This window comes from Streptomyces novaecaesareae (assembly GCF_000716875.1).
Classification (GTDB): Bacteria; Actinomycetota; Actinomycetes; order Streptomycetales; family Streptomycetaceae; genus Kitasatospora; species Kitasatospora novaecaesareae.
In genome coordinates this window covers 85,953-108,457 of sequence record NZ_JNWQ01000010.1, presented here as the reverse complement: position 1 = coordinate 108,457, position 22,505 = coordinate 85,953, and the positions used below count along the sequence as shown (strand labels likewise).

Sequence of the window (22,505 nt, the reverse complement as noted above, 5' to 3'; positions counted from 1 at the left end):
GGGCGGCAGCAGCCACCCCAAGGCCGCCGCGAGCGCCACCACCGCCGCGCCCGTGCCGCCCGCCGCCCCGGTCGACCCGCGGATCGCCCTCGCCACCGGCTCCCACCTGCTGCCCCCGGCCCCGCCCGCACCACCGTCCACTCCCCCCACCCCGGCCGCGCCCGCCAAGATCACCCTGGACAAGGGCCGGGTCAACCTGGTCAAGGGCAGCTCCGTCTCCCTCGTCAAGAACGGCCGCCCGTTCCTCTCCTCCGTCCGGATGGCGCTCGGCTGGAAGTCCGCCGCCCGCGGCCGCGACATCGACCTGGACGCCTCCTGCCTCGCCTTCGACGCCCGCCACAAGCGGCTGGAGACGGCCTGGTTCATGAAGCTGAACATCTTCAACGGCGCGATCGCCCACTCCGGCGACAACCTGGTCGGCGGCGCCGGCGGTGACGACGAGCAGATCACCGTCCACCTGGACGGCCTGCCCGCCGAGGTCCACGGCCTGGTCTTCGTCGTCAACTCCTTCTCCGGCCAGAAGTTCACCGACGTCCGCGACGCCTACTGCCGACTGCTGGACGCCCGGACGGACGAGGAACTGGTCCGCTTCGACCTCACCCACTCCGAGCCGCACACCGGCGTGGTGATGTGCAAGCTGGTCCGCCGCCCGGCCGGCGAGTGGGAGATGACGGCGCTCGGCGAGTACGTGGACGGAAAGACCGCCCGGGCGATGATCGAGCCCGCCGCCGCCCTGCTCTGACACCCGACACCCCGACACCCCGGCACCCCGGCACCCCGGCCCCCGGCCCTTCCACGTCGCGGCCGCGCCCGCGAATTCACCCCCCCCTGAGGCATCAAGCCGTCCACACACCGGCTCGATTGACTCTCAGGGGGGTGAATCGCACTCTCCCCCGCACCCGTTGAGGAGAGCCGTGCCACGCTTCCTGACCCGCCTCGCCGTCGCCGGCAGTGCCGTCGCGCTCGCCGCCGGGCTGATCACCCCCACCACCGCCCAGGCCGCCGCCAAGCCCTCCAGCCGCACCCGGGCGCTGGAGTGGGTCGCCATGGGCGACTCCTACACCGCGGGCGTCATCGAGGCCACCGGCGACGAGACCGAGCCCCCCGACGGCTGGGCCCGCACCGCCGTCCTGGAACCGCTCAACGCGGTCATCGCGGCGCAGACCGCCCGCCACCACGACACCTTCGTGGACCCCTACCCGTCCACCGCCGGCCACAGCGTCTGCGACCCCGACCACTGGCTCGACGGCGTGCTGACCAGCATCCTCCCGTTGCAGTACGCGGTGGTGCACCCCAACGCCGAGGGCCAGGCCAACGCCGCCGCGCGCGTCGGGGACGCCGTCCTCGGCGGCTGAACGGAAATCCGGTGGCCCGCCGGCCCACCGGCCGTCATCCTGTCCGGATGATCATCCGCGAAGCCACCCCCGAGGACTGGCCGGCCATCTGGCCGTTCTTCCGGGCCATCGTCGCCGCCGGCGAGACCTTCCCCTACCCGCTCGACATGCCCTCCGAGCTCGGCCGGGAGTGGTGGATGCACGCCGCTCCCGACCGCACGGTGGTCGCGGTGGACGACGACGGCCGGATCGTCGGCACCGCCACCATGAACCGCAACCGCCCGGGCAACGGCGCGCACGTCGCCAGCGCCAGCTACATGGTCGACCCGGCGCACCACGGCAAGGGCATCGGGCGGGCCCTGGTCGAGTACACCCTCGACTGGGCCCGCCGATCCGGCTTCCGCGCCATGCAGTTCAACGCGGTGGTCGCCAGCAACCACCACGCCGTGAAGCTCTACGAGTCGCTCGGCTTCGAGATCGTCGGCACCGTCCCCGAGGCCTTCCACCACCCCGTCGACGGGTACGTCGGCCTGCACGTCATGTACCGCCCGCTGTAAGGGACTTACTCCTCGATCGCCCCGCCGACCCGCCGCAGGTGCTGCCGGAAGCTGTACGCCGGGTCGGCGGCGCGGCGCTCCAGGTACTCGTCTCCTCCGAGCAAAAGGCCAGTTCACCAGCTCCGGAAGCCTACGCCCGGCCCCAAACTCACACCATCGGGTGAAAGTCCGCCGCCTGCTGCATAAGCCGGGCCAGCCGCGAATAGCGTGACGCCCATCTGAAGGAGGGGCATCATGAGTGCTGTGGCGCATGAGCAACCGATCACGGGCTCCCCATCGCAGGCCGACATCCTGCTGGAGAGCTTCCTGAGCCTGCACTCCCCCGAAGGCTTCCGAGCCGAGCTCATCGAGGGAGAGATCATCGTGGCACCACCGCCGGACGGCGATCACGAGGACCACATCAACCACCTGCTCAAGCAGGTGATCCGGCGTTCCAAGATCGACATGAGCGTTTCCGGCGGCAAGGGCCTCCGCCTCGTGAGCGGTGGCCTGTGCCCGAAGAACCACGTCATCCCCGATGCCACGTTCGCCCCTGAGGAGCTCCGCCTCTTCCGGGGAGCACCATCCTGGATGGAACCGGACGGTGTCGCCATGGTCGCGGAGGTGACGTCCGCCAAGCCCGATCAGGACCGCATCGCCAAGCGGCACTGCTACGCCCGCGCCGGCATTCCGCTTTATCTCCTCATCGATCGCGAGAACTCGCAGGTCAGCCTGTTCGGCAAGCCCCATCGCGAGGAGTACACCGAGGTGCATCTGGCTGCCTTCGGCGAACCGCTCACCATCCCCACTCCGTTCGACTTCGACCTCGACACGAAGCCCTTCCTCTGACGCCGAACGGCCCGCACCCCCCGTCAGGGGTGCGGGCCGTCGCGCGGGGTGCGGCCGGGGTCAGCCGCGGGTGGCCATGGCGCGCAGGAAGAAGGTCAGGTTGGCCGGGCGCTCGGCGAGGCGGCGCATGAAGTAGCCGTACCACTCCTGGCCGTACGGGAGGTACACCCGCATGGTGTTGCCCTCGCCGGCGAGGCGCAGCTGCTCCTCGGGGCGGATGCCGAACAGCATCTGGTACTCGAAGGAGTCCCGCTTGCGGCCGTTCCACTGGGCCAGCTGGCCGGCGATCTTGATCATGTTGGGGTCGTGCGAGGCGATCATCGGGTAGCCCTCGCCGGCCATCAGGATCTTCAGCGCGCGGACGTACGCGAGGTCGACCTCGTGCTTGCCCTGGAAGGCGACCGACTCGGGCTCCTTGTAGGCGCCCTTGCACAGGCGCACGCGGGAGCCGGGGCCGGAGAACTCGCGGCAGTCGGCCTCGGTGCGGCGCAGGTAGGCCTGCAGCACGACGCCCAACCACGGGAAGTCGGCCCGCAGTTCGCGCGCGATGGCGAGGGTGGAGTCGGTGGTGGTGTGGTCCTCCATGTCGAGGGTCACCGTGGTGCCCGCGTCGGCGGCGGCCTCGCAGATGCGGCGGGCGTTCTCCAGCGCGATCTTCTCGCCGTCCACCGGGAGGAACTGGCCGACGGCCGACAGCTTGACCGACACCTCGGAGCCGGCCGCCAGGCCGGTCTCCTTGAGGGCCTTGAGCAGGTGCTCGTAGGCCTCGGCCGTGCCGGCGGCCTGGGCGGCGTCCTTGGTGTCCTCGCCGAGGTGGTCCAGGGTGACCTTGCGACCGGTGGCGATCAGGTCGTCGGTGGCGGTGACGGCGTCGTCGAGGACGTCGCCGGCGACGAAGCGCTCGACTATCGCGTGGGTCGGCGGGAACTTCTCGACCACGGTACGGACCTGCGGGGACCGGGAGGCCGCGAGAAGGGCGGAACGGAGCATCGTGACTCCTGGAGCTGGTGCTTCTTAAGGGTGGCAGAAGGGCCGGGGCGGCGGTACGGGGGTCGGGCCCGCCGCCCCGGCGGGGCGACGCCCGGCTGCGGGGCCGGGCGTCGCGGGTGACCGTTGGCTACTGGCGCAGAGCGGTCGAGAAGGGGCAGGTCAGCCCATGTGCGGGTAGCGGTAGTCCGTCGGCGGGACGAAGGTCTCCTTGACCGAGCGGGTCGAGGTCCAGCGCGCCAGGTTCTGCTTGGCACCGGCCTTGTCGTTGGTGCCGGAGGCCCGGCCGCCGCCGAAGGGCTGCTGGCCGACGACGGCGCCGGTCGGCTTGTCGTTGATGTAGAAGTTGCCGGCCGCGAAGCGCAGCTTCTGCATCGCGTCCTGGGCGGCCGCGCGGTCCTGGGAGATGATCGAGCCGGTCAGGCCGTACGGGGACACCGACTCCATCTGGGTCAGCATCTCCTCGTACTTCTCGTCCTCGTAGACGTACACGGCGAGGATCGGGCCGAAGTACTCGTCCTTGAAGTACTCGCTCGCCGGGTCCTGGCAGACCAGGACGGTCGGGCGGACGAAGTAGCCGACGGAGTCGTCGTAGGTGCCGCCGGCGAGGACCTCCACGGCGGGGTCGGCCTGGGCGCGGTCGATGGCGGCCTTGTTCTTGGCGAAGGCGCGCTCGTCGATGACGGCCGACATGAAGTTGGACAGGTCGGTGACGTCACCCATGGTGAGGCCGTCGACCTCGGCGGCGAACTCGTCCTTCAGCCCGGCCCACAGCGAGGCGGGGACGTAGGCGCGGGAGAGCGCCGAGCACTTCTGGCCCTGGAACTCGAAGGCGCCGCGGGTCATCGCGGTCTTCAGCACGGCCGGGTCGGCGGACGGGTGGGCGACCAGGAAGTCCTTGCCGCCGGTCTCGCCGACGATCCGCGGGTAGGTGCGGTAGCCGGCGATGTTCTCGCCGACGGAGCGCCACAGGTGCTGGAACGTGGCGGTGGAGCCGGTGAAGTGGATGCCGGCCAGCGCGGGGTGCTTCAGCGCGACCTCGGAGACGGCCAGGCCGTCGCCGGTCACCATGTTGATGACGCCCTTGGGCAGTCCGGCCTCCTCCAGCAGCTGCATCAGCAGGTGCGCGGAGTACTGCTGGGTCGGCGACGGCTTCCAGAGCACCACGTTGCCCATCAGCGCGGGCGCGGTCGGCAGGTTGCCGGCGATCGCGGTGAAGTTGAACGGGGTGATCGCGTAGACGAAGCCCTCCAGCGGGCGGTGGTCACTGCGGTTCCACACGCCGTCCGAGGAGATCGGCTGCTCGGCCATGATCTGGCGGGCGAAGTGCACGTTGAAGCGCAGGAAGTCGACCAGCTCGCAGGGCGTGTCGATCTCGGCCTGCTGGGCGGTCTTGGACTGGCCGAGCATGGTGGCGGCGGCCAGGGTCTCGCGCCAGGGGCCGGCCAGCAGGTCGGCGGCCTTGAGGAAGATCGCGGCGCGGGAGTCGAAGGAGAGCGCCTGCCAGGCCGGAGCAGCGGCCAGGGCAGTGTCGATGGCCTCCTGCGCGTCGGCCTGGGTGGCGTTGCGCAGGGTGCCGAGCCGAGCCGCGTGGTTGTGCGGCTGGACGACGTGGATCTCGGTGCCGCCGCCCATCCGGCGCTCACCGTTGATCGTCATGGTCAGCTGGACCGGCTCCTGGCCGCCCAGCTCCTTCAGCTTGGCCTCCAGACGGGCCCGTTCCGGGCTCCCGGGGGCGTAGCTGTGGACCGGCTCGTTCACCGGCGCGGGGACCTGGGTCACAGCGTCCATAGAGCGCACGCTCTCCTTCGTTGATGCGGGGGGATTGCCGGCGCGGATCGCACGCCGGCCACAGCACGAACGCTATTCCTGGCCACCGGGCCACTTGATTGGCCGGGCGGCTAAATTCCCCCGTACGGCGTTGTCCGCCCCGACCAAGGAGGTCACGCCGCGGTCACGGACGCCCCTCCGTCACGCCCCCGTCCCGGCGCTCGCCTTCCGGCTGTTGACGACCGCCGCCTTCGCGGCGACCTCCTCCACCGCAGGCCGCCGTGCCGCCTCGTAGGCCGCGAGGGCACTCGGCAGGTCGGGGTGCGACTCCAGGCAGCGGGCCAGCACGACAGCGCTCTCGACGGCCAGCGAGACCCCCTGGCCGGAGCTGTTGGACGGGGCGTGCACCGAGTCGCCGACGAGCACCATCCGACCCCGGTACCAGTTCGGCACGGACGGCATGATCTCCAGCCGCGGGAAGACTTCGACGGTCGCGGCGTCCGCCTCCGCCAGGACGTCCCGGGCGGGCAGGTCCTCGGCGTGCAACTCGCGTGCCAGCGCCAGCCAGTCCTGCCGCGACACCCCCCGGGCCTGCTCCGCGGTCAGCTGCTCGGGCTGCGGGATGTTGCTGAACCAGGCCGTCCCGGCGCCGCCCGGCAGGGCCCAGAAGCCGAAGAACGCCCGCCCGCCCTGCGCGAAGTGCACGGACTCCCCGCGCCCGGGCGCCCCGTCCAGCCGGTGCGCGCTGTGGCCGCCGACGCCGATCAGGCCGGTGTACTGCGGGCCGGGCGCGGCCGGGTCGATCAGCTCGCGGACGACGGAGCGGGTGCCGTCAGTGCCGATCAGCAGGTCACCGTCGGCGGTGCTGCCGTCGGCGAAGCGGGCGGTGACGCCGGTCGGGCTCTCCTCGACTCCGACCAGTCGCTTGCCGTACCGGACGGAGAGGCCTTCCTCGCGCAGCCGCTGCTGGAGCACTGCGTACAGTTCGGCGCGCCGCATCGCCCGGCCGCCCAAGGGGATCTCGGCGAAGGCGCCGCCCTTCCCGTCCTCCATGACCATCCGCTCGATCAGCTGGCCGACCCCGTCGACCTGCTCCGCCAGGCCGACGGCGGCCAACGCGGCCAGCCCGTTCGGCGCGACCGTGAAACTCCCGCCGATACCGTCGGCGGAGGTTTCGTAGGCCTCGAAGACCTCCGCCTCGATGCCGGCCCTGCGCAGCGCCAGCGCCGTGACCGGCCCGGCGATGCCGCCGCCGATGATCAATGCCCTCCGAATGGTGCCAGTAGTGCCGGTGGTGCCGGTGTTACTCATTCCAGGCTCCTCATGAATTCCTGCAGGGTCCGGTTGAACTCCGGCTCCCCGAGCTGTCCGATGAGGCTCTCGGTGAAGCGCCGCTCGGCCTGCAGCAGCGCGAGGGCGTACTCCTCCTCGATGACGAACATCGGGTGAACGTCCGTCTCGGCGGCCTTGTGCAGCAGGGCGCGCGAGGTGTCGATCCGTGCGTCCAGCGCCGTCAGCCGCCGGCCGAGCAGGTCGGCCGACTCCGCGGTCGGGAGCGCGACGAGCAGGCACAGCGCCACCCCGAAGGCCGGGTACTCCTCCTGCGGTTCGACGATCCACTCGCGCATCCAGTCGAGGAGTTCCATCTGCCCCTCGGGCGTGAGGGCGTAGACGGTGCGCTCCGGCCGCTGGGTGTCGCGAACGGTCTCCTGCTCGGCGACGAACCCGGCCTTCCGCAGCTGCTCCACGACCATGTACAGGGAGCTGCGGTTGTACCTGACGTTGCGGTCCTTGCCATGCTCCTTGAGCCGGCGACCCATCTCGTACGGGTGCATCGGCTCGGCTCCGAGCTCGGCCAGGACCACGAGGGCCAGCGGGTTCGACACCTTGCGTCGCTTCGCCATGAGAGTGTTCCTCATCACTTGGTCGGTACTGACTATTCATTCTCGGATAGTCAGGGTCAACTATTCAGGATCGACGAGCCCCAACTCTGTCCGCCCGGCTAAAATCAACCACACAGCGTTGTCCGCGCGGATGAAGGAGGCCCGGAGTGACCACCCCCGGCCTGCCGCTCCGCCAACTGCTGATGTCCCTCGGCGAGCCCCTGGTCGAACTCCAGGCCGCCCCGCAGGGGTTGGACGTCCCGGTGCGCGACGTCGCGATCCTCGACCCGGAGGACCCGCCGACCGCCGCCCCCGGCGAGCTCGTCCTCGCGATCGGCGCCCGCGGCCGCGCCGCCCTCCCCGCCCTGCGCGCCGCCGGCCGGGCCGGCGCGGCCGCCGTCGCGGTCAAGCTGGACGGCCCCGGCCAGGCCGACGCGCTGCGCGAGGCCGCCACCGAGGCGGGCGTGGCCCTGCTGTCGGTGCGCCGCGAGACCCGCTGGGAGCACCTGGACTCGCTGGCCCGGGCGATCATCGCCGGCCCGGACGCCCCGGACGCGCCCGGCGCCCCCGAGCCCAACGCGGGCGACCTCTTCTCCCTCGCCCAGACCGTCGCCGTGCTCACCAACGGCATCGTCTCGATCGAGGACACCTCCAGCCGGGTGCTGGCCTACTCCCGCTCCTCCGACTCCGACGAGGTCGACGACCTGCGCCGGCTCTCCATCCTCGGCTGGCAGGGCCCGGAGCCGTACCTGTCCAAGCTCCGCGAGTGGGGCATCTTCCAGCACCTGCGCAGCTCGGACGCCCCGATCGCGGTCGAGCCGCACCCCGAGCTCGGCCTGCGCCGCCGCCTGGCCGTCGGCATCCGGGCCGGGGCGCAGCCGCTCGGCACCATCTGGGTGCAGGAGGGCGCGCAGCCGCTGGCCCCGCTGGCGGAGCAGGCGCTGGTCGGCGCCGCGCGCGTCGCGGCCGCCCAGCTGGTGCGCCGCCGCCGGGAGCTGTCCGCCGACGTCCGGCTCACCCGGACCCTGCTCACCGGTCTGCTGGAGGGCTCCACCGGCCCCCAGTCGCTGGCCACCCACCTGGGTCTGGACGTGCGCCGCCCGGCCACCGTGCTGGCGTACGGCGCGCACACCACCGAGGCGCTGCACCGCTCCGACGTGACCGGTCTGATCTCGGTGCACACCGCCGCCCGGCACCGCACCGCGCTGCTCGCCCCGATCGAGTCCCGGGTCTACGTGCTGCTGCCCGAGCTGCCGCCCGGCCTGCCGATGACCACCGTGCGCGGCTGGGCCTCGGAGGTGGTGACGGCCGCCCGGGAGCACCTCGGCGTGCCGCTGCGCGCCGCGATCGGCTCGACCGTCGACAACCTGGCGCAGGTGCCCGACTCCCGTGCGCAGGCGGACCGCATCCTGGACGCGATGGGCCGCGGCGGAGTGGACCTCGACGTCGCGGCGCTGATCGACGTCCAGGCGGAGGTGCTGGTCAGCGAGGTGCTCGCGCTGCTGCAGGAGCGCACCGGCCTGCGGGATCCGCGGCTGACGGCGCTCACGGCGTACGACCGCCGGCACGGCACCCGGCTCGCCGAGTCGGTGCTGGCCTGGCTGGACGCGCTCGGCGAGGTGCGGGTGGCCGCCGACGCCCTGCACATCCACCCCAACACCCTGCGCTACCGGGTGCGCCGCGCCGAGCAGTTGACCGGCATCGACCTCGCGCAGCCGCAGCAGCGGCTGCTGGCGATGCTGCAACTGCGGCTGCCCGCGGACGAGTAGTCCGCGGGCAGGCGTCACCCTTCGAAGGCCGCTAGCGGGTCACTCGCCGTAGCCCTGGCCACGCTTGTGCTCGTTCAGCCGGCGCCACGGGCCGGTGATGGCCAGCTGGATGCCCGGGGTCTGGATGTTGGCGAACAGGGTCCTGCCGTCGTCCGAGAAGGTCACCCCGGTGAACTCGCTGAACTCGGGCTTCTCGGCGGTGCCGATGTTCAGCTCGTTGCGGGCGATCGGGTAGACCAGCCCGTCCTCGGTGGCGCCGAACAGGTGCGAGACGCCCTCGCCGTCCTCGGCGATCACGATGCCGCCGTACGGCGAGACGGTGATGTTGTCCGGGCCGTCGAAGTTGTCGTGGTCGCCCCAGGCGTCGGTGTTGACGCCGAGCAGGACCTTCAGGGTGATGGTGCGGCGGGCCGGGTTGAAGAACCACACCTGGCCGTCGTGCTGCACCGGGCTCTCCGAACGGGCGTAGCTGGAGACGAAGTAGAAGCCGCCGTCACCCCACCACATGCCCTCCAGCTTGCGGGCCCGGGTGACCTCGCCGTCCTTGAACTGCTTGCGGACGGAGACGGTCCTGGCGTCGCGGTCCTGGACCTTGACCCAGTCCACGCCGTAGGTGGTGCCGACCTTGGTGGCGCGGGAGAGGTCGTCGACGAACTTGCCCTGCGCGTCGAAGACCTTGAAGGCCTCCAGGACGCCGGCGTCGGCGGCGAGCCCCCGCAGCCGGTGGCGGCCGTGCTCGAAGCCGGCCGGCGGGGTCCAGCGGAACAGCAGGCCGTTGGGGTTCGAGGCGTCCTCGGTCAGGTAGACGTGGCCGCGCTTCGGGTCCACCACGACGGCCTCGTGCGCGTAGCGGCCGAAGGCCTTCACCGGCTGCGGGTCGCGGTTGTAGTCGTCGTCGAACGGGTCGACCTCGAAGACGTAGCCGTGGTCCTTGGTGAAGCCGTTCTTGCCGGCCTTGTCCTCGGTCTCCTCGCCGGACAGCCAGGTGCCCCACGGGGTCACGCCGCCCGCGCAGTTGGTGGCGGTGCCGGCGATGCCGACCCACTGCTCGACCGAACCGTCCCGCTTGGCGTGCACGATGGTGCAGCCGCCGGCCGCGCCCGGGTCGTAGACGTGGCCCTCGGTCAGCGGCACCGGGTGCGGCCAGTTGGCGCGGGCGCCGGACAGCTCGTGGTTGACGACCATCAGGTTGCCGCCGTGCTCGTCCTCGAACGCGGAGGTGCCGTCGTGGTTGCTCGGGGTGAACTCACCGGTGCGCAGCTTGGTGACGCCGGCCCGGTTGAGGACCTTGTACGCGAAGCCCTTCGGCAGGGACAGCAGGCCGGCCGGGTCCTGGACGAGCGGGCCGTAGCCGACGGCGGTGCCACCGGCCGCGTTGGTCCCGGCCGCGTTGGTCCCGGCGGCCGCGGCGGCCGGGACCTCGCCGCCGGCCGGGGCGGCGATCGCGCCGGGGGCGCTGGCCAGGGCCTCGGCGCTGCCGGCGATCAGCACACCGGCCCCGACGATGGTGGAACGGTTGACGAAGTCCCGGCGGGACAGCGACATGGCAGCAACTCCTGGGGGATGAGCGGGGCGTCGAGGCGGGATGCCGACGCCCAGCAGGCTCCGCCGGACGGGTGAACCCGGCATGACGTCCATCTCACGCCGAGGCGGCCATTTGCCGACCGATGACCGACCCATGACCTCCGCTTTGCCAAAGCGCCGTCAACCCGAGCCGTCAGCGTCGCGCCGCCCGCCACCACTCCCGGACCGTCAGCGCCGCGCCGCCCGCCACTGCTCCCAGGCCGCCAGCCACAGCTGCTCGGAGATCCGGTGCTCCTCCCAGACCCCCGCCCCGCCGCCGCCCGGCCGCTCCCGCCACAGCTGCTCCCAGGCCCGCTGAGCGGGCAGGCTGGCCACGTGGCTGGCGAACACCGTGTACCGGACGACCTCCTCGACGGCCGCCTCGCCCTCCGCCGTACCGACCAGCCAGTGCGTCTGCTGGGACAGCCGGTTGAGGTGGTTGACCATCGCGGTCACCGCCGCCGCGGCCTCCTCCCGGGTCTCGGTGGCCAGCCGCATCTGCTGGCGCACCGCCGCCTCCCAGCGCACCGCGCCGGCGTCCCCGCGCAGCCCGCGCGGCAGCCTCGGCGTGCGCCCGGCCCGGACCTGCGCCTCGATCGCGGCGCTCTCCGCGATGCTCTGGGCGATCAGCGCCCGGTGCGTCTCCAGCCCGACGGCGGGCGGCAGTTCACGCTCCTCGACCGGCACGTACCGGGCCCGCCGGGAGGCGAGGTCGCACAGCAGGTCGGTGCGCCCGCGCAGGTACCGCTCGAAGTCCGCGATCGCGCCGAGGTCCACCCCGCCCGGGTCCACCCCGCGCCCGCACACCGTCACGGTCAGCCCGCCGACCCGCAGCCGTCCGGCCCACACCGGCCCGGCGCCACTCGCCGGGGAGCCGGGCCGCAGCACCGGCCGGTCCTCGTGCAGTTCCACCGCGCAGGGCTCGCCGTCCACTGTGATCCACTCGCGCAGCGCCCGTACCCGGCCCGGCCCGTCGCCCTCGTCCACGCCCAACTGCTCGTACACGCGGTCCCGTTCGTCCTCGACCACGTCCTCCAGCTCGGGCAGCAGCTCGCACCGCTCGGCCCCCGGCCGGTAGGTGCGCACGGTCACGTACGGGCCGGCCGCCGAGCGCCACTCGCCGCACTGCACCTCGACCCAGCGCAGCACGCCGCCGGAGGTCTCGTAGGCGGCCAGCGCCTCCCCGGCACGGGCCGGCCCGGCGGTGACGCCGTACACCGGGAAGTCGGCCGCGGCGAGGGTCCGGCGGGAGAACTCCTCCTGGTCGGCGAAACGATCCTCCCGGCCCGGCCGGTCCCGGGTGGGGCCCGAAGGCCCGGTGTTCCACTCCTGGTGCCTGCCGCCGCTCTCCCGCATCATCCTCTGCCGCACCCCCGACTCCTCGCGCCCGCACCGCCTGAGCCACCTTACGTGCCCGCCGCTGCCGGGTCATCAGCTCCGGTGCCGGGCGGGGGCGGTGGCCGGGCGGTGGCCGTGTCAGGAGGCCCCGTTGTCAGCCGCCCTCCCTAACCTGGCGACATGACAGCACAGAGCAGCACGGGGGACGGCACCGCGCCACAGGCCGGCGTCCCCGCCAGGATCAGCATCGTCACCCTCGGAGTCTCCGACCTCGACCGCAGCGCCGCCTTCTACGAGGCCCTCGGCTGGCGGCGCTCCACCGCCTCCAGCCCGGAGATCGTCTGGTTCCGCACCGCCGACTCGGTGCTCGGCCTCTTCCCCACCGAGGAGCTGGCCGCCGACGCCGGCGTCCCCGCCACCGGCGAGCCCACCTTCCGCGGCGTCACCCTCGCGGTGAACCTGGAGTCCCCCGCGCTGGTGGACGCCGCGCTGACGACGGCGGTCGAGGCCGGCGCCGTGGTGGTCAAGCCGCCGGTCCCGACCGACTGGGGCGGCTACTCCGGCTACTTCGAGGACCCGGACGGCCACCTCTGGGAGCTGGCTCACAACCCGTTCTTCCCCTTCACCGAGGACGGCTCGCTGGACCTCCCCTGACAGACCCGTCCTAGGGTCAGCTCCTCGGCTCTTCGGGTCTTCGGCTCCTCGGGTCTTCGGCTCTCCGGCCGGCTCTTCGGATCAGCTCTTCGAGCGCGCCTTGAAGGCCGCCTTGCGCGCCTCCTTGGCCAGCGCCCGCTCCGGGTGCAGCTCCCCGATCGCCTCCAGGACGTCCACCGTGTACGGGTGGTCGACCCGCCACAGCTCGCCGAACCACCCCGCCGCATCGTCGTTCACCGGCAGGTCGGTGATCAGCTCGCGCAGCAGCTCGGCGTCGCCGCCGTTGTCCAGCAGCTGGGCCGCGAAGGTGTCGACCACCGTCCACAGCGCCATCGCCCGGTCCGGCACCGGCACGTCCGCCGCGCCCTGCGCGGTCAGCCACGCCCGCGCCGCGCCGCCCAGCTCCGGGTCGTCCAGCACCTCCCGGACGGCCGGCTCGGAGCCGGGCCCCAGCAGGTTGAGCGCCGAGACGCAGAGCATCCGCCGCAGCGGGCCGTACGCGTCGCTGCCGCGCGCGGCCGCGAGCAGCTCGCGCGCCGCCGCCACCGGCTCCCGGCCGGCGGTCCAGACCCGCAGCTCCTCGTCCGGCAGCACGTTGGCCGACTCGCACACCGCGCGCAGCAGCTCGGCCGCGTCCCCCTTGGCCAGGTCGCCGACCAGCGGCGCGTCGTAGCCGTCCTCCAGCAGCCACTGCCGGATGCCGTACTGGCCGAGCGGGGTGAGCCGGACCAGGCCGAAGCGGGCCGACTCCTCCTCGTCCAGCGGCTCCTCCCCGACGGCGGCGGGCTGCTCGCCCTCCTCCTCGTCGAACAGCTCCGGGTCGATCGGGCGGTAGTCGAGCAGGCCCAGCTCGGCGAGGTCGCCCAGCATCGGGTCGAGCGCGACCATCACATCGGTGATGTCGCCCAGCAGCTCCTCGTCGGGCTCCTCGCCCTCCGGCACCACCAGCAGCGCGGCGAGCACGCCCAGCGGCACGGTCTCGTTGCCCGGCTCGGCGAAGGCGGTGGTCTCGTAGAGCACCTGGAGCGCCTCGTCGAGCAGTTCGGCGGCCTCGTCCCGGGCCTCCTCGACCTCGGAGAGCCCGTCCTCGTCCTCCTCCGCCGGGGCCTCCTCCGCCTCGCCGTCCCCCTCCGGCAGCGAGTCCGCCTCCACGGCGAGCTCCCGGACGATCCCGGCGGCGGTCAGCCACAGCTCCAGGACGGTCTCCGGGTCGCCCTGCTCGGCGGGTTCCAGGTCCGGACCCGGGACGGCGACGTGCTCGCCCTCCGCGGTCGTGCCCAGCTCCACCAGGTCCAGGTCGCAGGCCAGCGACCAGGCCCGCAGCGCCTCGACCTCGGCCTCCTCGGGCACCTCGCCCTCGGCCGGGGCCAGGCCCAGCAGCCGGGCCGCGGGCGCCCGGTCCTCCTCGACGAGGTCGCCGAACTCGTCCACCGCCCGGTGCGGCGCGGCCCAGCGGGCCAGCGTCAGCGCGTACCCGAACATCGGGACGGCCTTCGCCTGCCCGGCCAGCTCCTCCTCGGAGGGCAGCTTCACCGGCGGTACCAGCACGGCCGCGTCGTCCAGGTCCTCGTCATCCAGCCCGTGCGCGGCGAAGGCCCCGTAGAGGTCCTGGAGTTCCAGGTCTGCGGGCAGGACCGCCTCGACCGCACCCTCTCCCCCCGAAGCACCGGCGTTCTTCCGACGTCGTCCGGCCATCGTTGTGCGCTCTCCCTCAGCCAGCAGCGGTCAGCCCAACAGCGCCGCGTACCCGATCCACCACCTCAGCGTATAGGCCGGGCACCTCCGATGCCCGGCCGTAAGGGGCGCGCACAGGGGCGCGCGCCGTATATGTGCGCCCACCCCTTATCCTTCGATCTGGTATCGCGCACACCCCGCGCGGACCACCGGGGCAACGAAGCCCCGATCCTCAGCTCATCCGCTCCACCAGGGAGCCCCGCACCGCGGCCACCACCACAGCGCCTCAGGACGGGCGCGCCGGCATACCCCGCCGACCCGGTGGTGCCCTGCCACAGGAGACCCCTCACATGGCGGACCTCTCCCCCGCCGGCTCCGGCCTGCGCACCGCGCAGCTCGACGGACGCCGACTGTCGGAGGCCCTGCTCCCCCTGGAGCTCGCGCCGCGCGCCCAGCTCCAGCTCGCCGCGATCAGCCGCTGGAACGCGCTGCGCGGCGTCCGCGTCGGCCTGGTGGCCGCCGCCCTGCTGTTCATGCTCATCGGTGCCAACCTGGCGACGCCGATCTACCCGCTCCTCCAGCAGCGTCTCGGCCTCGGCCCGCTCGACACCACGATCCTCTTCACCATCTACGTGTTCGCCCTGGTCCCGGTGCTGGCCATCGTCGGCCACTGGTCCGACCACCTCGGGCGGCGCGCCCTGATCCTGCCCGCCGTCGCGCTGGCCGCCGCCGGCGACGTCGTGTTCGCCACCTCCGGCAGCTTCTGGCAGCTCGCCGCCGGCCGAGCGATCCAGGGCATCGCCGTCGGCCTCTCCACCGGCGCCGCCGGAGCCGCCCTCGGCGATCTGCTGCCCGACCACCCGACGCTCGCCGCCAAGTTCACCCTGGCCTGTTCCGCGGGCGGCGTCGCCCTCGGCCCAATCGTCGGCGCCCTGCTGTCCGGCGGCTCCGACCCGCTGCTGACCCCGTTCCTGCTGCACGCCATCGCACTCCTCGCACTCTGCGTGCCGCTGGCCCTCGTCCACCCCCGGATGCCCGGCCGCAACCGCCCCCCGGCCGCGCCGCCCCGCATCACCACCCCGGCCCACCTGCGCCCGCAGCGCCTGCGGCTGCCCCGCACCGGCCGCCGCGAGTTCCTGCTCGCCGCCACGGCCGGCTTCATCTCCTACGCGGTCTTCGGCGTCTACCTCAGCCTGGCCCCGGCCTTCGCCGCCAAGCTGCTGCACACCACCTCGCACCTGACCGGCGCGATCGTGGCCGCCCTGCTGCTCGGCTCCTCGGCCATCGCCCAGCTGCTCGTCCCCCCGACCTCCGACCGCCTGGTCATCGCCCTCGGCATGACCGGCCTGGCCACCGGCCTCGGCCTGGTCGTCGCCGCCGGGTACACCGGCACCCCGGCCCTGCTGTTCATCGGCAGCGTCCTCGGCGGCTCCTGCCAGGGCGTCGCCTTCCGCTCCCTGTTCACCACCGCCGTCGCCGCCCTGAACCCGGAACGCCGCGGCTCCGAGCTCTCCGCCCTCTGGGTGATCGTCTACCTCGGCAGCTCCCTCCCCATCGTCATCGTCGGCGCCCTGGTCCAGGCCTACGGCCTCCTCCCCGCCGTCAGCGGCTTCGCCACCCTGGCAGCCGTCCTGTGTGCTGCCCTGGCCCTCGCCGTCGCCCGCAAGCCCAAGGCAGCCTGACCCCGAACACCAAAACGCCGCTGCCCGGGACTTCCCCTTCGGAAGTCCCGGGCAGCGGCGCTTCCGCCACCGGGTGAACACCCGCGCATCATCTGCTCCGTTGAGCAGCTCTACCGTCGTTCCCCACCATCCCCCCCGCCTGCCGGCGGGTGCCCGCCCCCGCCCTCACCGCGCGCCGCCATCCGGGAGCCGAGGGTATTCCTCCCGCCCTCCCCAGACCCGATGCCGGCGTCGGTGGTCAGGCAACGAGCGCAATGTCCAGGTACGCCTGCACCGGCTCGAAGAGCCCGTACGGCACATACTCGGGGATCTCGGCGAGAGCCACCCACGCGAGCTGGTCCAGCTCCTCCGTGTCGACCACCTCGGCAGTGCCGCTGACGACCTCACAGGCCGTGTACGACATCAGCCGACCGGTCTTCGGATGCACCCGCTCGCCCAGAAGCTTGACGGCGGCCACACCCAGTCCAGTCTCCTCCGCCGTCTCACGGACAGCCGCCTCCTCGGGCGACTCGCCAGCCTCGATCTCACCGGCCGGGAACTGCCAGGAGAGCTGGCCCTCGCTCACCCGCCGCCTCACCATCAGGACACGGCCTTCATGGACCACGATCGCAGCGGCAATACCCGGGCGCTCCTCCGCAGCCTGCTGTGTCACGTCTGCTCCTCCTAGGCGGCGATCACCGAGGGGCCGGGGAATTCGGCGGCGAGGGCGTCCATGATCAGTTCGTCGCAGACCTGGCCGAGCCAGTACCCGGCTTGGCGGAGGCTGCCGACAGCGCGGAAGCCGGCCTTCTCGTAGGCGCGGACGGCGGCGGTGTTGGGGGCGAGGACCTTGAGCCAGATCATCCGCAGGTTGGTGATGTGGAAGCCGTAGTCGAGGACGAGCCGGGTCGCGGCGGTGCCCAGGCCCTTTCCGCGCGACTCGGGGGCGAGCATGATCACGTACTCGGCGGTGCGGACGGACGGGTCGGGCAGCAGGGTGACGACGCCGACCGGGACGGGCGCCTCTCCGGCGAGGTCGTAGACGGTGAACCGGATGTTGTCGCCGCGCAGTTGAGCGGTCATGCCCTCGGTGCGGGCCTCCAGCGATTCGGGCTGCTGGCGGCCATACCCGACGAGGAGGGCCGGGTCCTGTTCCCAGCGCCAGTACGTCTCGACCAGGTCGGCGCGGTAGGGCCCGAGGCCGCAGGTGCTGTCGCGGACCCAGATGATCGGGTCAGGGCTGGTGGTGATGGCGGGCTCCGAGAGTGAGGACGGGCGTGAAGGCGTGGGTGGACGGCGGCTCGGCGACGGGGCTGCCGTCCTCAGTCTGTACCCAGGCGTGCAGGCGGACCGGGTCGGCGGCGACTCCGTGGCACCAGGTGATGCTGAGGCGGCGGGAGGCAAGCAACAGCACGGCGGCGGCGGATTCCTCCAGGCAGGCGGTTCGGGCCGGGGAGTGCCACGCCGCGCGGCGGACGGCGTGGACGGCGGCGGGTCGCTGGCCGGCCGACGGCAGGTTGACGGCCCGACGGTTGATGCGGATTTGGTAAGGCATCACAGGATCGCTACTCGAAGGCGCCCGTGGTGAGAGCGGCGCGGAGGAACCCGGCGAGCGATCGCGCGGTGGGTCGCTGCTCGGGGTCGGGGGCGAGGCTGGCGTGCAGGGCGGTCTCGAAGGCGGGGAACTGCCAGGGTCGTACGGTGGCGAGGTCGTGTCGGCGGGCGGCGGCGGTGTCGGCGAGCAGGTCGGGGCGGCTGGCCTGGGGGTCGCGGTAGTCGGTGGGCGGAGTGCGGGTCCAGGACCAGAAGAGGGAAGCCGACAGTGACCAGACGTCCGCCTCGGGGGTGGTGGTGATGTGGTCGGTGGTGTTGAGGATCAGGGCGGCGATCTCGGGGGCTGTGGTGTGGGCCAAACCACCGTGGTGGACGTAGAACGGCACCGGTACCGGGCCCTGGGCGCAGGCCAGGTCGATGATTCGTACGGCGCCGCTCTCGAAGACGATGTGGTCGGGTTGTAGGTCGCCGTGGGTCCAGCCGGCGGCGTGGAGGTCGGCGAGTGCTTCCGCGGCCTCGGCTGCGGCCGTCAGGATCGAGCGACGGGTGGCGGGTGCGTCGTCGCCGCGGTGGGCGGGTTCCAGGGCGTCCCAGAGGCTGGTGCCGTCGATCCACCGCATGGTCAGCCAGGTGCCCTGGCCGTGTGTGCCGTGGGCGATGTAGTGGCCAGCGTCGAGGGCGGCCAGGACTTCACCTTCGCGGCCGGCCATCAGGCCATCGGTGATCTTCAGAGCGGTGTCGCCGACCTTGAAGAAGGTGGTGCCGCGCCGTTCGTGCAGGAGCTTCGGGTCGCCGTCGAGTCCGAGCTCGGTGATCAGGGGGTGCACAGAAGTCCTTCCGGGATGGGTTGTTTTCGGCCGGTGTTCAGATGGTCAGCCCGCCAGGAGCGAGGTGGGTGTGACAGCTGACGGCGAGATGCCGTGCTCGGGGTGCCTGCGTCCGGTGCGCTTCAAGTTGCCCTAGGGTGTGGGGAGTTCCCGGTGGCGGCTCGCTGCCGGGACTTCGTGCTTCCTGGGGCGGAGTGGATCATGCGATACGTGCGGTTGCTGCGGCGCGGGCCTGTGCTCCTGCTGTGGGGAGCGCAGACGGCGTCGGTGTTCGGCGACCGCCTGTACGCCATGGCCGTGATGTGGATGGCGTGGGAGCACGCGGGTGCCGGGGCGATGGGTCTGGTGGCCGTCGCGGAGTCGCTGCCGTACATCGTGCTGGGTACGGTGGGGCGCCAGGTGATGGAGCGGTTCGCGTCGCTGCGGGCGCTGGCGGTGGTGGACGCGGTGCGGCTGGTCCTGGTGGCCGCGCTGCCGTGGGCGTGGGCCGAGTTCGGTACGGCGGGGCTGATCGCCTCGGCCACTCTGCTGGGAGTCGGCGGAGCCCTGTTCGACCCGAACCTCGGCGCGATGGTGCCGGACCTGGTCAGGCCCAGCGAGATCCAGGCCGTGAGCGGGCTGATGGACCTGACCGGCCGGATCGCCCGAATCGCCGGTCCGGGGGCGGCCGGACTGCTGCTGGCGGTGATGCGGCTGGCCGGGCTGTTCTGGGTGGACGCGGCGACGTTCGCCGTCTCGGCCCTCGCCCTGGTGCTGCTGGCCACCCGCATCCGGCCGGCCGCTGCCGCCCCGCAGGCCGGGCCGCAGGCGGCCGGGGTGCGGCCGGGCGCCTGGTCGCTGGTACGGACCCATCCGGACACCGGGGTGGTGCTGGCCGTGCACGGGATCGGGATCTTCGCCGGGGCGGTGTCGCTGGCGATGCCCGCCCTGCTGGCCGCGCGCCTCGGCGCCGGGGCCTCCGCCTACGCGGCGGTGCTGGCCTGCACCGGCGCCGGGGCCCTGGCCGGGAACCTGGTGGCCGGGAACCTTCGACTCCCGGCGCCGCTGACGGCGGTGTACTGCGGGGCGTGGGCGGTGTCCGGGCTGGTGCTGGCCGGCACCGGGCTGGCCGGGTCGCTGCCGGCGCTGCTGGCGTTGTCCGTGCTGTCGGGGGCGGTGTCGCCGTTCTTGCAGATCGCGCTGTCGACGCACTTCGCGCTGTTCCCTCCGGCCACCCGCAGGCGGCTGCTGACGGTGGACCTGACCGTGATCCGCACCTGCGGGACGGTCTCGATGCTGTTCGTCCCCGGGCTTGCCGCCACCGGCCCGGGGGCCGCGTTCCTGGGCGGGGGTCTGGTGGTGGCGGTGGTCGGCGGGGCGGGAGCCATGGTGGTGCTGGCTCTGGCGCGGGGTCGCAGGCCGCTGCCGGAGGTCGAGCCGGTACCGGAGCTGGCGGCCCGCGACTGAGCGCGGGCGTGGGCCGGGCCCCGCGGTGCGGGGCCCGGCCGGTGTGCTGGTGGTGCTCAGGTCAGCTGGTGATCAGCTGCCAGTGGGTGACGGTGATGTCCTCCAGCGGGATGCCGAGGTCCTTGTAGATCCGCTGGTGCATGGCGCCGAACCAGGCGTCGCGGCGGTCGTCGAAGAACGCCTTGTCGTACCAGGCGACGCCGAGGAGGACCGTCCCGCCGCCGCCCGGGTTACCCGGCTCGGCCTCCCAGTAGGTGCACTGCCAGTCCCAGAGCATGAGCTCCTCGGGGCGGTTGCGCAGGCGCTCGTCGGACTCGCGCAGGGACTGGATGCACCGCTCGGCGGTGGCCGCGTCGGGGCAGTAGTAGGTGCAGTCGGACTTGGCGATCGGGGTCTTGTCGGCGCGGCGGGCCGCGTCGGCGTCCTCCCCGGTCAGGACGCGGACCCGGATCACCAGGTCCGCGCGGGTGGCGATCTCTTCGAGGATGGTCACGGCGTTGTGCTCCTCTCGCTGGGGTGTTGATCCCTTGGGTGGTGCTACCAGCCCGTCCCGGTGACCGGGTCGGGGCTGGGGCTCTGGGGGTCGCGGCGGCGGATGCCGCCGGGGGCGACGTAGCGGACGTTCAGGCCGATACGGGCGCCGTCGCCGGTGTTGGTGCCGGAGCGGTGCAGCAGGCGGCTGTCCATGAGCAGGGCGGTACCGGCGCGAAGCGGCAGGGCGGTCGAGGCGTCGGCGGTGAAACCGATCGCCTGGTCGGCCCGGCCGCGTTCGGCGCCGTTGTCGGCCTCGGAGGAGAACGGCAGGTAGCCGAAGTGGTGGGAGCCGACGACGGCGTGCAGGCAGCCGTTGTCGAGGGTGGCGTCGCTGAGGGCCAGCCAGGCGGAGACGGACCGGTCGGGGTCGAGTTCGACCCGGGCGTCGATGCCGTCCTGGTGCCAGGGGATCTCGAAGCCGCGGCCGGGCCACTTCACTACGAGGAAGGTGTTCTCCACCGCGACGTCCGGCCCGATCGCCTCCTGGACGGCGGCCAGCAGCTGCGGGGCGCGAACGGCCGCGCGGGCCCACTCGGCGCTCAAGTGCGGGTTGCGGAGGATCTCCAGGTGGCGGGCGCGGTGCTCGGCGCCCGCGAACTCCTCGAACGCGCGCGACAGATAGCGCCACATCCGGTCTGATCCGGCACAAGCCACCCGGCGGCTGACGTTCCTGACCCGCCTGGGCGAGGGGACAGGGGCCTCCGCCATCACCCGGCCTCGGCGATCGCGTGCAGCGGGTCCGCCTCGACGCCGCGTACGGGCATATCCTCTTGTCCGACCCGGCTACCGCCGCCGACGGGCTCACCGTTCTCGCGGCGGCCGCTGAACTGGCCGCCAAGTACGGCATGAGTCACCAACTACAGAGCATCGACGGCATCTGACGGGACTACGGCCGCGAGCCCGCTCGGGGACGCCGGTGATCAAGGAGTATGCGGGTGCCGGACATTCAGCATGTCATCACGGATGAGCAGCGGCGGGATGCCCAGACGATCTGGGACTACCACCGGATGCAGCACGAGCTGCGGCCGTGCGATGCGGCGATCGGCCTCGGCAGCCACGATCTCGGCGTGCCGGTCTACGCGGCCGAGCTGTACCACGAGGGACTCTTCCCGACCCTGGTCTTCACGGGCGGCCCCAACCCCACCCACCCGGAGCGGTTCCCCCGGGGCGAGGCGGTGCACTTCCGCGAGCACGCTCTTGAACTCGGCGCCCCGGAGTCCGCGATCCTGCTGGAGCCCAACGCCACCAACACCGGGCAGAACATCAGCCTCTCACGTGAGGTGCTTGCCTCGGCCGGTCGCAAGGTTCGGTCCGTAATGCTGATCGCCATGCCGTACATGGAGAGGCGCGCGTTCGCCACCTGCCGCAAGCTGTGGCCGGACGTTGAGGTGGTTTGCTCCTCGGCACCGCTGGAGTTCAACGACTACGTGAAGGTCATCGGGAGCGAGAAACACGTCATCGACATGCTCGTCGGGGACATGCAACGGGTGATCGAGTACCCGAAGCTCGGGTTCGCCGTCGAGCAGGAGGTCCCGGAGGAAGTCAATGCCGCTTACGACCGGCTCTGCCGCGCCGGCTTCGACACACGGCTCATCAAGTCCTGACATTCTGCCGCCGCTTGGCCGGACGTGCGCAGTCCATCCAAATACATGACGCAGCGTCAAGTAGCGTGATACGTTCCGCAATCTAACCGAAAACAGAATCGGCGCCAAGAACCCTCCCTCCCCCCGAGCCCAGCCGACGAAAGCGGCCAGGACGGCGGGAAGGCGCCGCCGGACAGCGAACCGCTCCGCGGAGCGGTGGCCACCCTGTTTCGCGTGATCCGCCCCGAGCCCCGGCTGCGCCTGGGCGAGGCCGAAGCACGGGAACTGGCACCCTTGGTGGCGCAGTGGCTGGCGCGCCACTGCACCGCAGCCGACCTCGCCCAGGCCCTGCTGCCGGGCCTGCCCACGCCGATGCACTCGGCGGCCGCCGTGCTCCGCTACCGTCTGGAGCACAAGATGCCGCCCGTCCGGCCCGTTGCACGGCCACCGGCCCGGTACGCCGAGTGCGCCAAGTGCCACGACCCCGTGCCACGACCAGGCATCTGCCGCCCGTGCGCTGACCTGACCACCCAAACCCCCACG

The 22,505-nt window shown here is 72.5% G+C and carries 22 protein-coding genes; 9 read left to right on the top strand and 13 right to left on the bottom strand.

The window, feature by feature from the left end; genetic code table 11:
* The 4 genes from OP86_RS06110 to OP86_RS06095 form a co-directional block, all read left to right on the top strand.
* Positions 1-742, top strand: a 742-nt coding sequence (locus tag OP86_RS06110; protein WP_033331116.1) for a TerD family protein, incomplete at its 5' end; no start/stop codon positions are given.
* Positions 743-914: 172 nt separating this feature from the next.
* Complete coding sequence (locus OP86_RS06105; RefSeq protein WP_030055911.1) at positions 915-1,355, top strand: SGNH/GDSL hydrolase family protein; 441 nt, start codon at positions 915-917, stop codon at positions 1,353-1,355.
* A gap of 47 nt (positions 1,356-1,402) precedes the next feature.
* Positions 1,403-1,891: a GNAT family N-acetyltransferase gene (locus OP86_RS06100; RefSeq protein WP_030055912.1), complete on the top strand. Its 489-nt coding sequence runs from the start codon at positions 1,403-1,405 to the stop codon at positions 1,889-1,891.
* A 234-nt stretch (positions 1,892-2,125) separates the two neighbouring features.
* Entirely contained in the window at positions 2,126-2,719 is a 594-nt protein-coding gene (locus tag OP86_RS06095) for a Uma2 family endonuclease (RefSeq protein WP_030055913.1), read from the top strand.
* Positions 2,720-2,779: 60 nt separating this feature from the next.
* Here the strand turns inward: OP86_RS06095 and OP86_RS06090 are convergent, their stop codons facing one another.
* The 4 genes from OP86_RS06090 to OP86_RS06075 all read right to left on the bottom strand — a co-directional run bounded on the left by OP86_RS06090 (position 2,780) and on the right by OP86_RS06075 (position 7,380).
* The gene (locus OP86_RS06090; RefSeq protein WP_030055914.1) at positions 2,780-3,709 is read right to left on the bottom strand and encodes a proline dehydrogenase family protein; all 930 of its coding nucleotides are present in this window, start codon (positions 3,707-3,709) and stop codon (positions 2,780-2,782) included.
* Positions 3,710-3,868: 159 nt separating this feature from the next.
* The gene (gene pruA, locus OP86_RS06085; protein ID WP_030256116.1) at positions 3,869-5,497 is read right to left on the bottom strand and encodes an L-glutamate gamma-semialdehyde dehydrogenase; all 1,629 of its coding nucleotides are present in this window, start codon (positions 5,495-5,497) and stop codon (positions 3,869-3,871) included.
* 180 nt (positions 5,498-5,677) lie between these two features.
* Positions 5,678-6,787, bottom strand: coding sequence for an FAD-dependent monooxygenase (locus OP86_RS06080; protein WP_078588522.1), 1,110 nt, complete (start codon positions 6,785-6,787; stop codon positions 5,678-5,680).
* Entirely contained in the window at positions 6,784-7,380 is a 597-nt protein-coding gene (locus OP86_RS06075; protein ID WP_030055916.1) for a PadR family transcriptional regulator, read from the bottom strand. The genes OP86_RS06080 and OP86_RS06075 overlap by 4 nt, the downstream gene beginning before the upstream one ends.
* A gap of 146 nt (positions 7,381-7,526) precedes the next feature.
* On the opposite strand from OP86_RS06075, the gene OP86_RS06070 reads away from it, so the two are divergent.
* Positions 7,527-9,128 carry a PucR family transcriptional regulator gene (locus tag OP86_RS06070; RefSeq protein ID WP_234434835.1) on the top strand — a complete coding sequence of 534 codons (1,602 nt, stop codon included), beginning with the start codon at positions 7,527-7,529 and terminating at the stop codon, positions 9,126-9,128.
* A gap of 39 nt (positions 9,129-9,167) precedes the next feature.
* On the opposite strand, the gene OP86_RS06065 is transcribed toward OP86_RS06070, so the two are convergent.
* Together OP86_RS06065 and OP86_RS06060 are read right to left on the bottom strand one after the other, a co-directional pair.
* Positions 9,168-10,673: an alkaline phosphatase PhoX gene (locus tag OP86_RS06065; RefSeq protein WP_030256106.1), complete on the bottom strand. Its 1,506-nt coding sequence runs from the start codon at positions 10,671-10,673 to the stop codon at positions 9,168-9,170.
* 207 nt (positions 10,674-10,880) lie between these two features.
* Complete coding sequence (locus OP86_RS06060) at positions 10,881-12,062, bottom strand: hypothetical protein (protein ID WP_157849672.1); 1,182 nt, start codon at positions 12,060-12,062, stop codon at positions 10,881-10,883.
* A gap of 147 nt (positions 12,063-12,209) precedes the next feature.
* On the opposite strand from OP86_RS06060, the gene OP86_RS06055 reads away from it, so the two are divergent.
* Positions 12,210-12,683, top strand: coding sequence for a VOC family protein (locus tag OP86_RS06055; protein ID WP_051829733.1), 474 nt, complete (start codon positions 12,210-12,212; stop codon positions 12,681-12,683).
* Between the two features lie 81 nt (positions 12,684-12,764).
* On the opposite strand, the gene OP86_RS06050 is transcribed toward OP86_RS06055, so the two are convergent.
* Entirely contained in the window at positions 12,765-14,378 is a 1,614-nt protein-coding gene (locus OP86_RS06050) for a hypothetical protein (RefSeq protein ID WP_234434833.1), read from the bottom strand.
* Positions 14,379-14,707: 329 nt separating this feature from the next.
* Here OP86_RS06050 and OP86_RS06045 point away from each other — a divergent pair, with 329 nt between their 5' ends.
* Positions 14,708-16,039: an MFS transporter gene (locus tag OP86_RS06045; RefSeq protein WP_051829732.1), complete on the top strand. Its 1,332-nt coding sequence runs from the start codon at positions 14,708-14,710 to the stop codon at positions 16,037-16,039.
* 238 nt (positions 16,040-16,277) lie between these two features.
* On the opposite strand, the gene OP86_RS06040 is transcribed toward OP86_RS06045, so the two are convergent.
* From OP86_RS06040 to OP86_RS06025, 4 genes are read right to left on the bottom strand one after another with little or no spacing between them, the layout of a single operon-like run.
* A complete protein-coding gene (locus tag OP86_RS06040) occupies positions 16,278-16,691 on the bottom strand; it encodes an NUDIX hydrolase (RefSeq protein WP_030055926.1) in 414 nt (137 codons plus the stop codon).
* A gap of 11 nt (positions 16,692-16,702) precedes the next feature.
* Complete coding sequence (locus tag OP86_RS06035; protein ID WP_267883100.1) at positions 16,703-17,245, bottom strand: GNAT family N-acetyltransferase; 543 nt, start codon at positions 17,243-17,245, stop codon at positions 16,703-16,705.
* A gap of 7 nt (positions 17,246-17,252) precedes the next feature.
* Positions 17,253-17,573, bottom strand: a complete 321-nt coding sequence (locus tag OP86_RS06030) for a lasso peptide biosynthesis B2 protein (protein WP_078588533.1) — start codon at positions 17,571-17,573, stop codon at positions 17,253-17,255.
* Between the two features lie 10 nt (positions 17,574-17,583).
* Positions 17,584-18,399 carry a protein kinase domain-containing protein gene (locus OP86_RS06025; RefSeq protein ID WP_051829731.1) on the bottom strand — a complete coding sequence of 272 codons (816 nt, stop codon included), beginning with the start codon at positions 18,397-18,399 and terminating at the stop codon, positions 17,584-17,586.
* Positions 18,400-18,600: 201 nt separating this feature from the next.
* Between OP86_RS06025 and OP86_RS06020 the strand changes: the two genes are divergently transcribed.
* On the top strand, positions 18,601-19,845 hold the full coding sequence (locus OP86_RS06020) for an MFS transporter (RefSeq protein WP_078588521.1): 1,245 nt from the start codon (positions 18,601-18,603) through the stop codon (positions 19,843-19,845).
* Positions 19,846-19,906: 61 nt separating this feature from the next.
* On the opposite strand, the gene OP86_RS06015 is transcribed toward OP86_RS06020, so the two are convergent.
* Both OP86_RS06015 and OP86_RS06010 read right to left on the bottom strand, forming a co-directional pair.
* Complete coding sequence (locus tag OP86_RS06015; protein WP_234434831.1) at positions 19,907-20,338, bottom strand: hypothetical protein; 432 nt, start codon at positions 20,336-20,338, stop codon at positions 19,907-19,909.
* A gap of 44 nt (positions 20,339-20,382) precedes the next feature.
* Positions 20,383-21,009, bottom strand: a complete 627-nt coding sequence (locus OP86_RS06010) for a phytanoyl-CoA dioxygenase family protein (RefSeq protein ID WP_051829729.1) — start codon at positions 21,007-21,009, stop codon at positions 20,383-20,385.
* Between the two features lie 299 nt (positions 21,010-21,308).
* Between OP86_RS06010 and OP86_RS06005 the strand changes: the two genes are divergently transcribed.
* Complete coding sequence (locus OP86_RS06005) at positions 21,309-21,983, top strand: YdcF family protein (RefSeq protein ID WP_106973339.1); 675 nt, start codon at positions 21,309-21,311, stop codon at positions 21,981-21,983.
* Positions 21,984-22,505 lie beyond the last annotated feature (522 nt).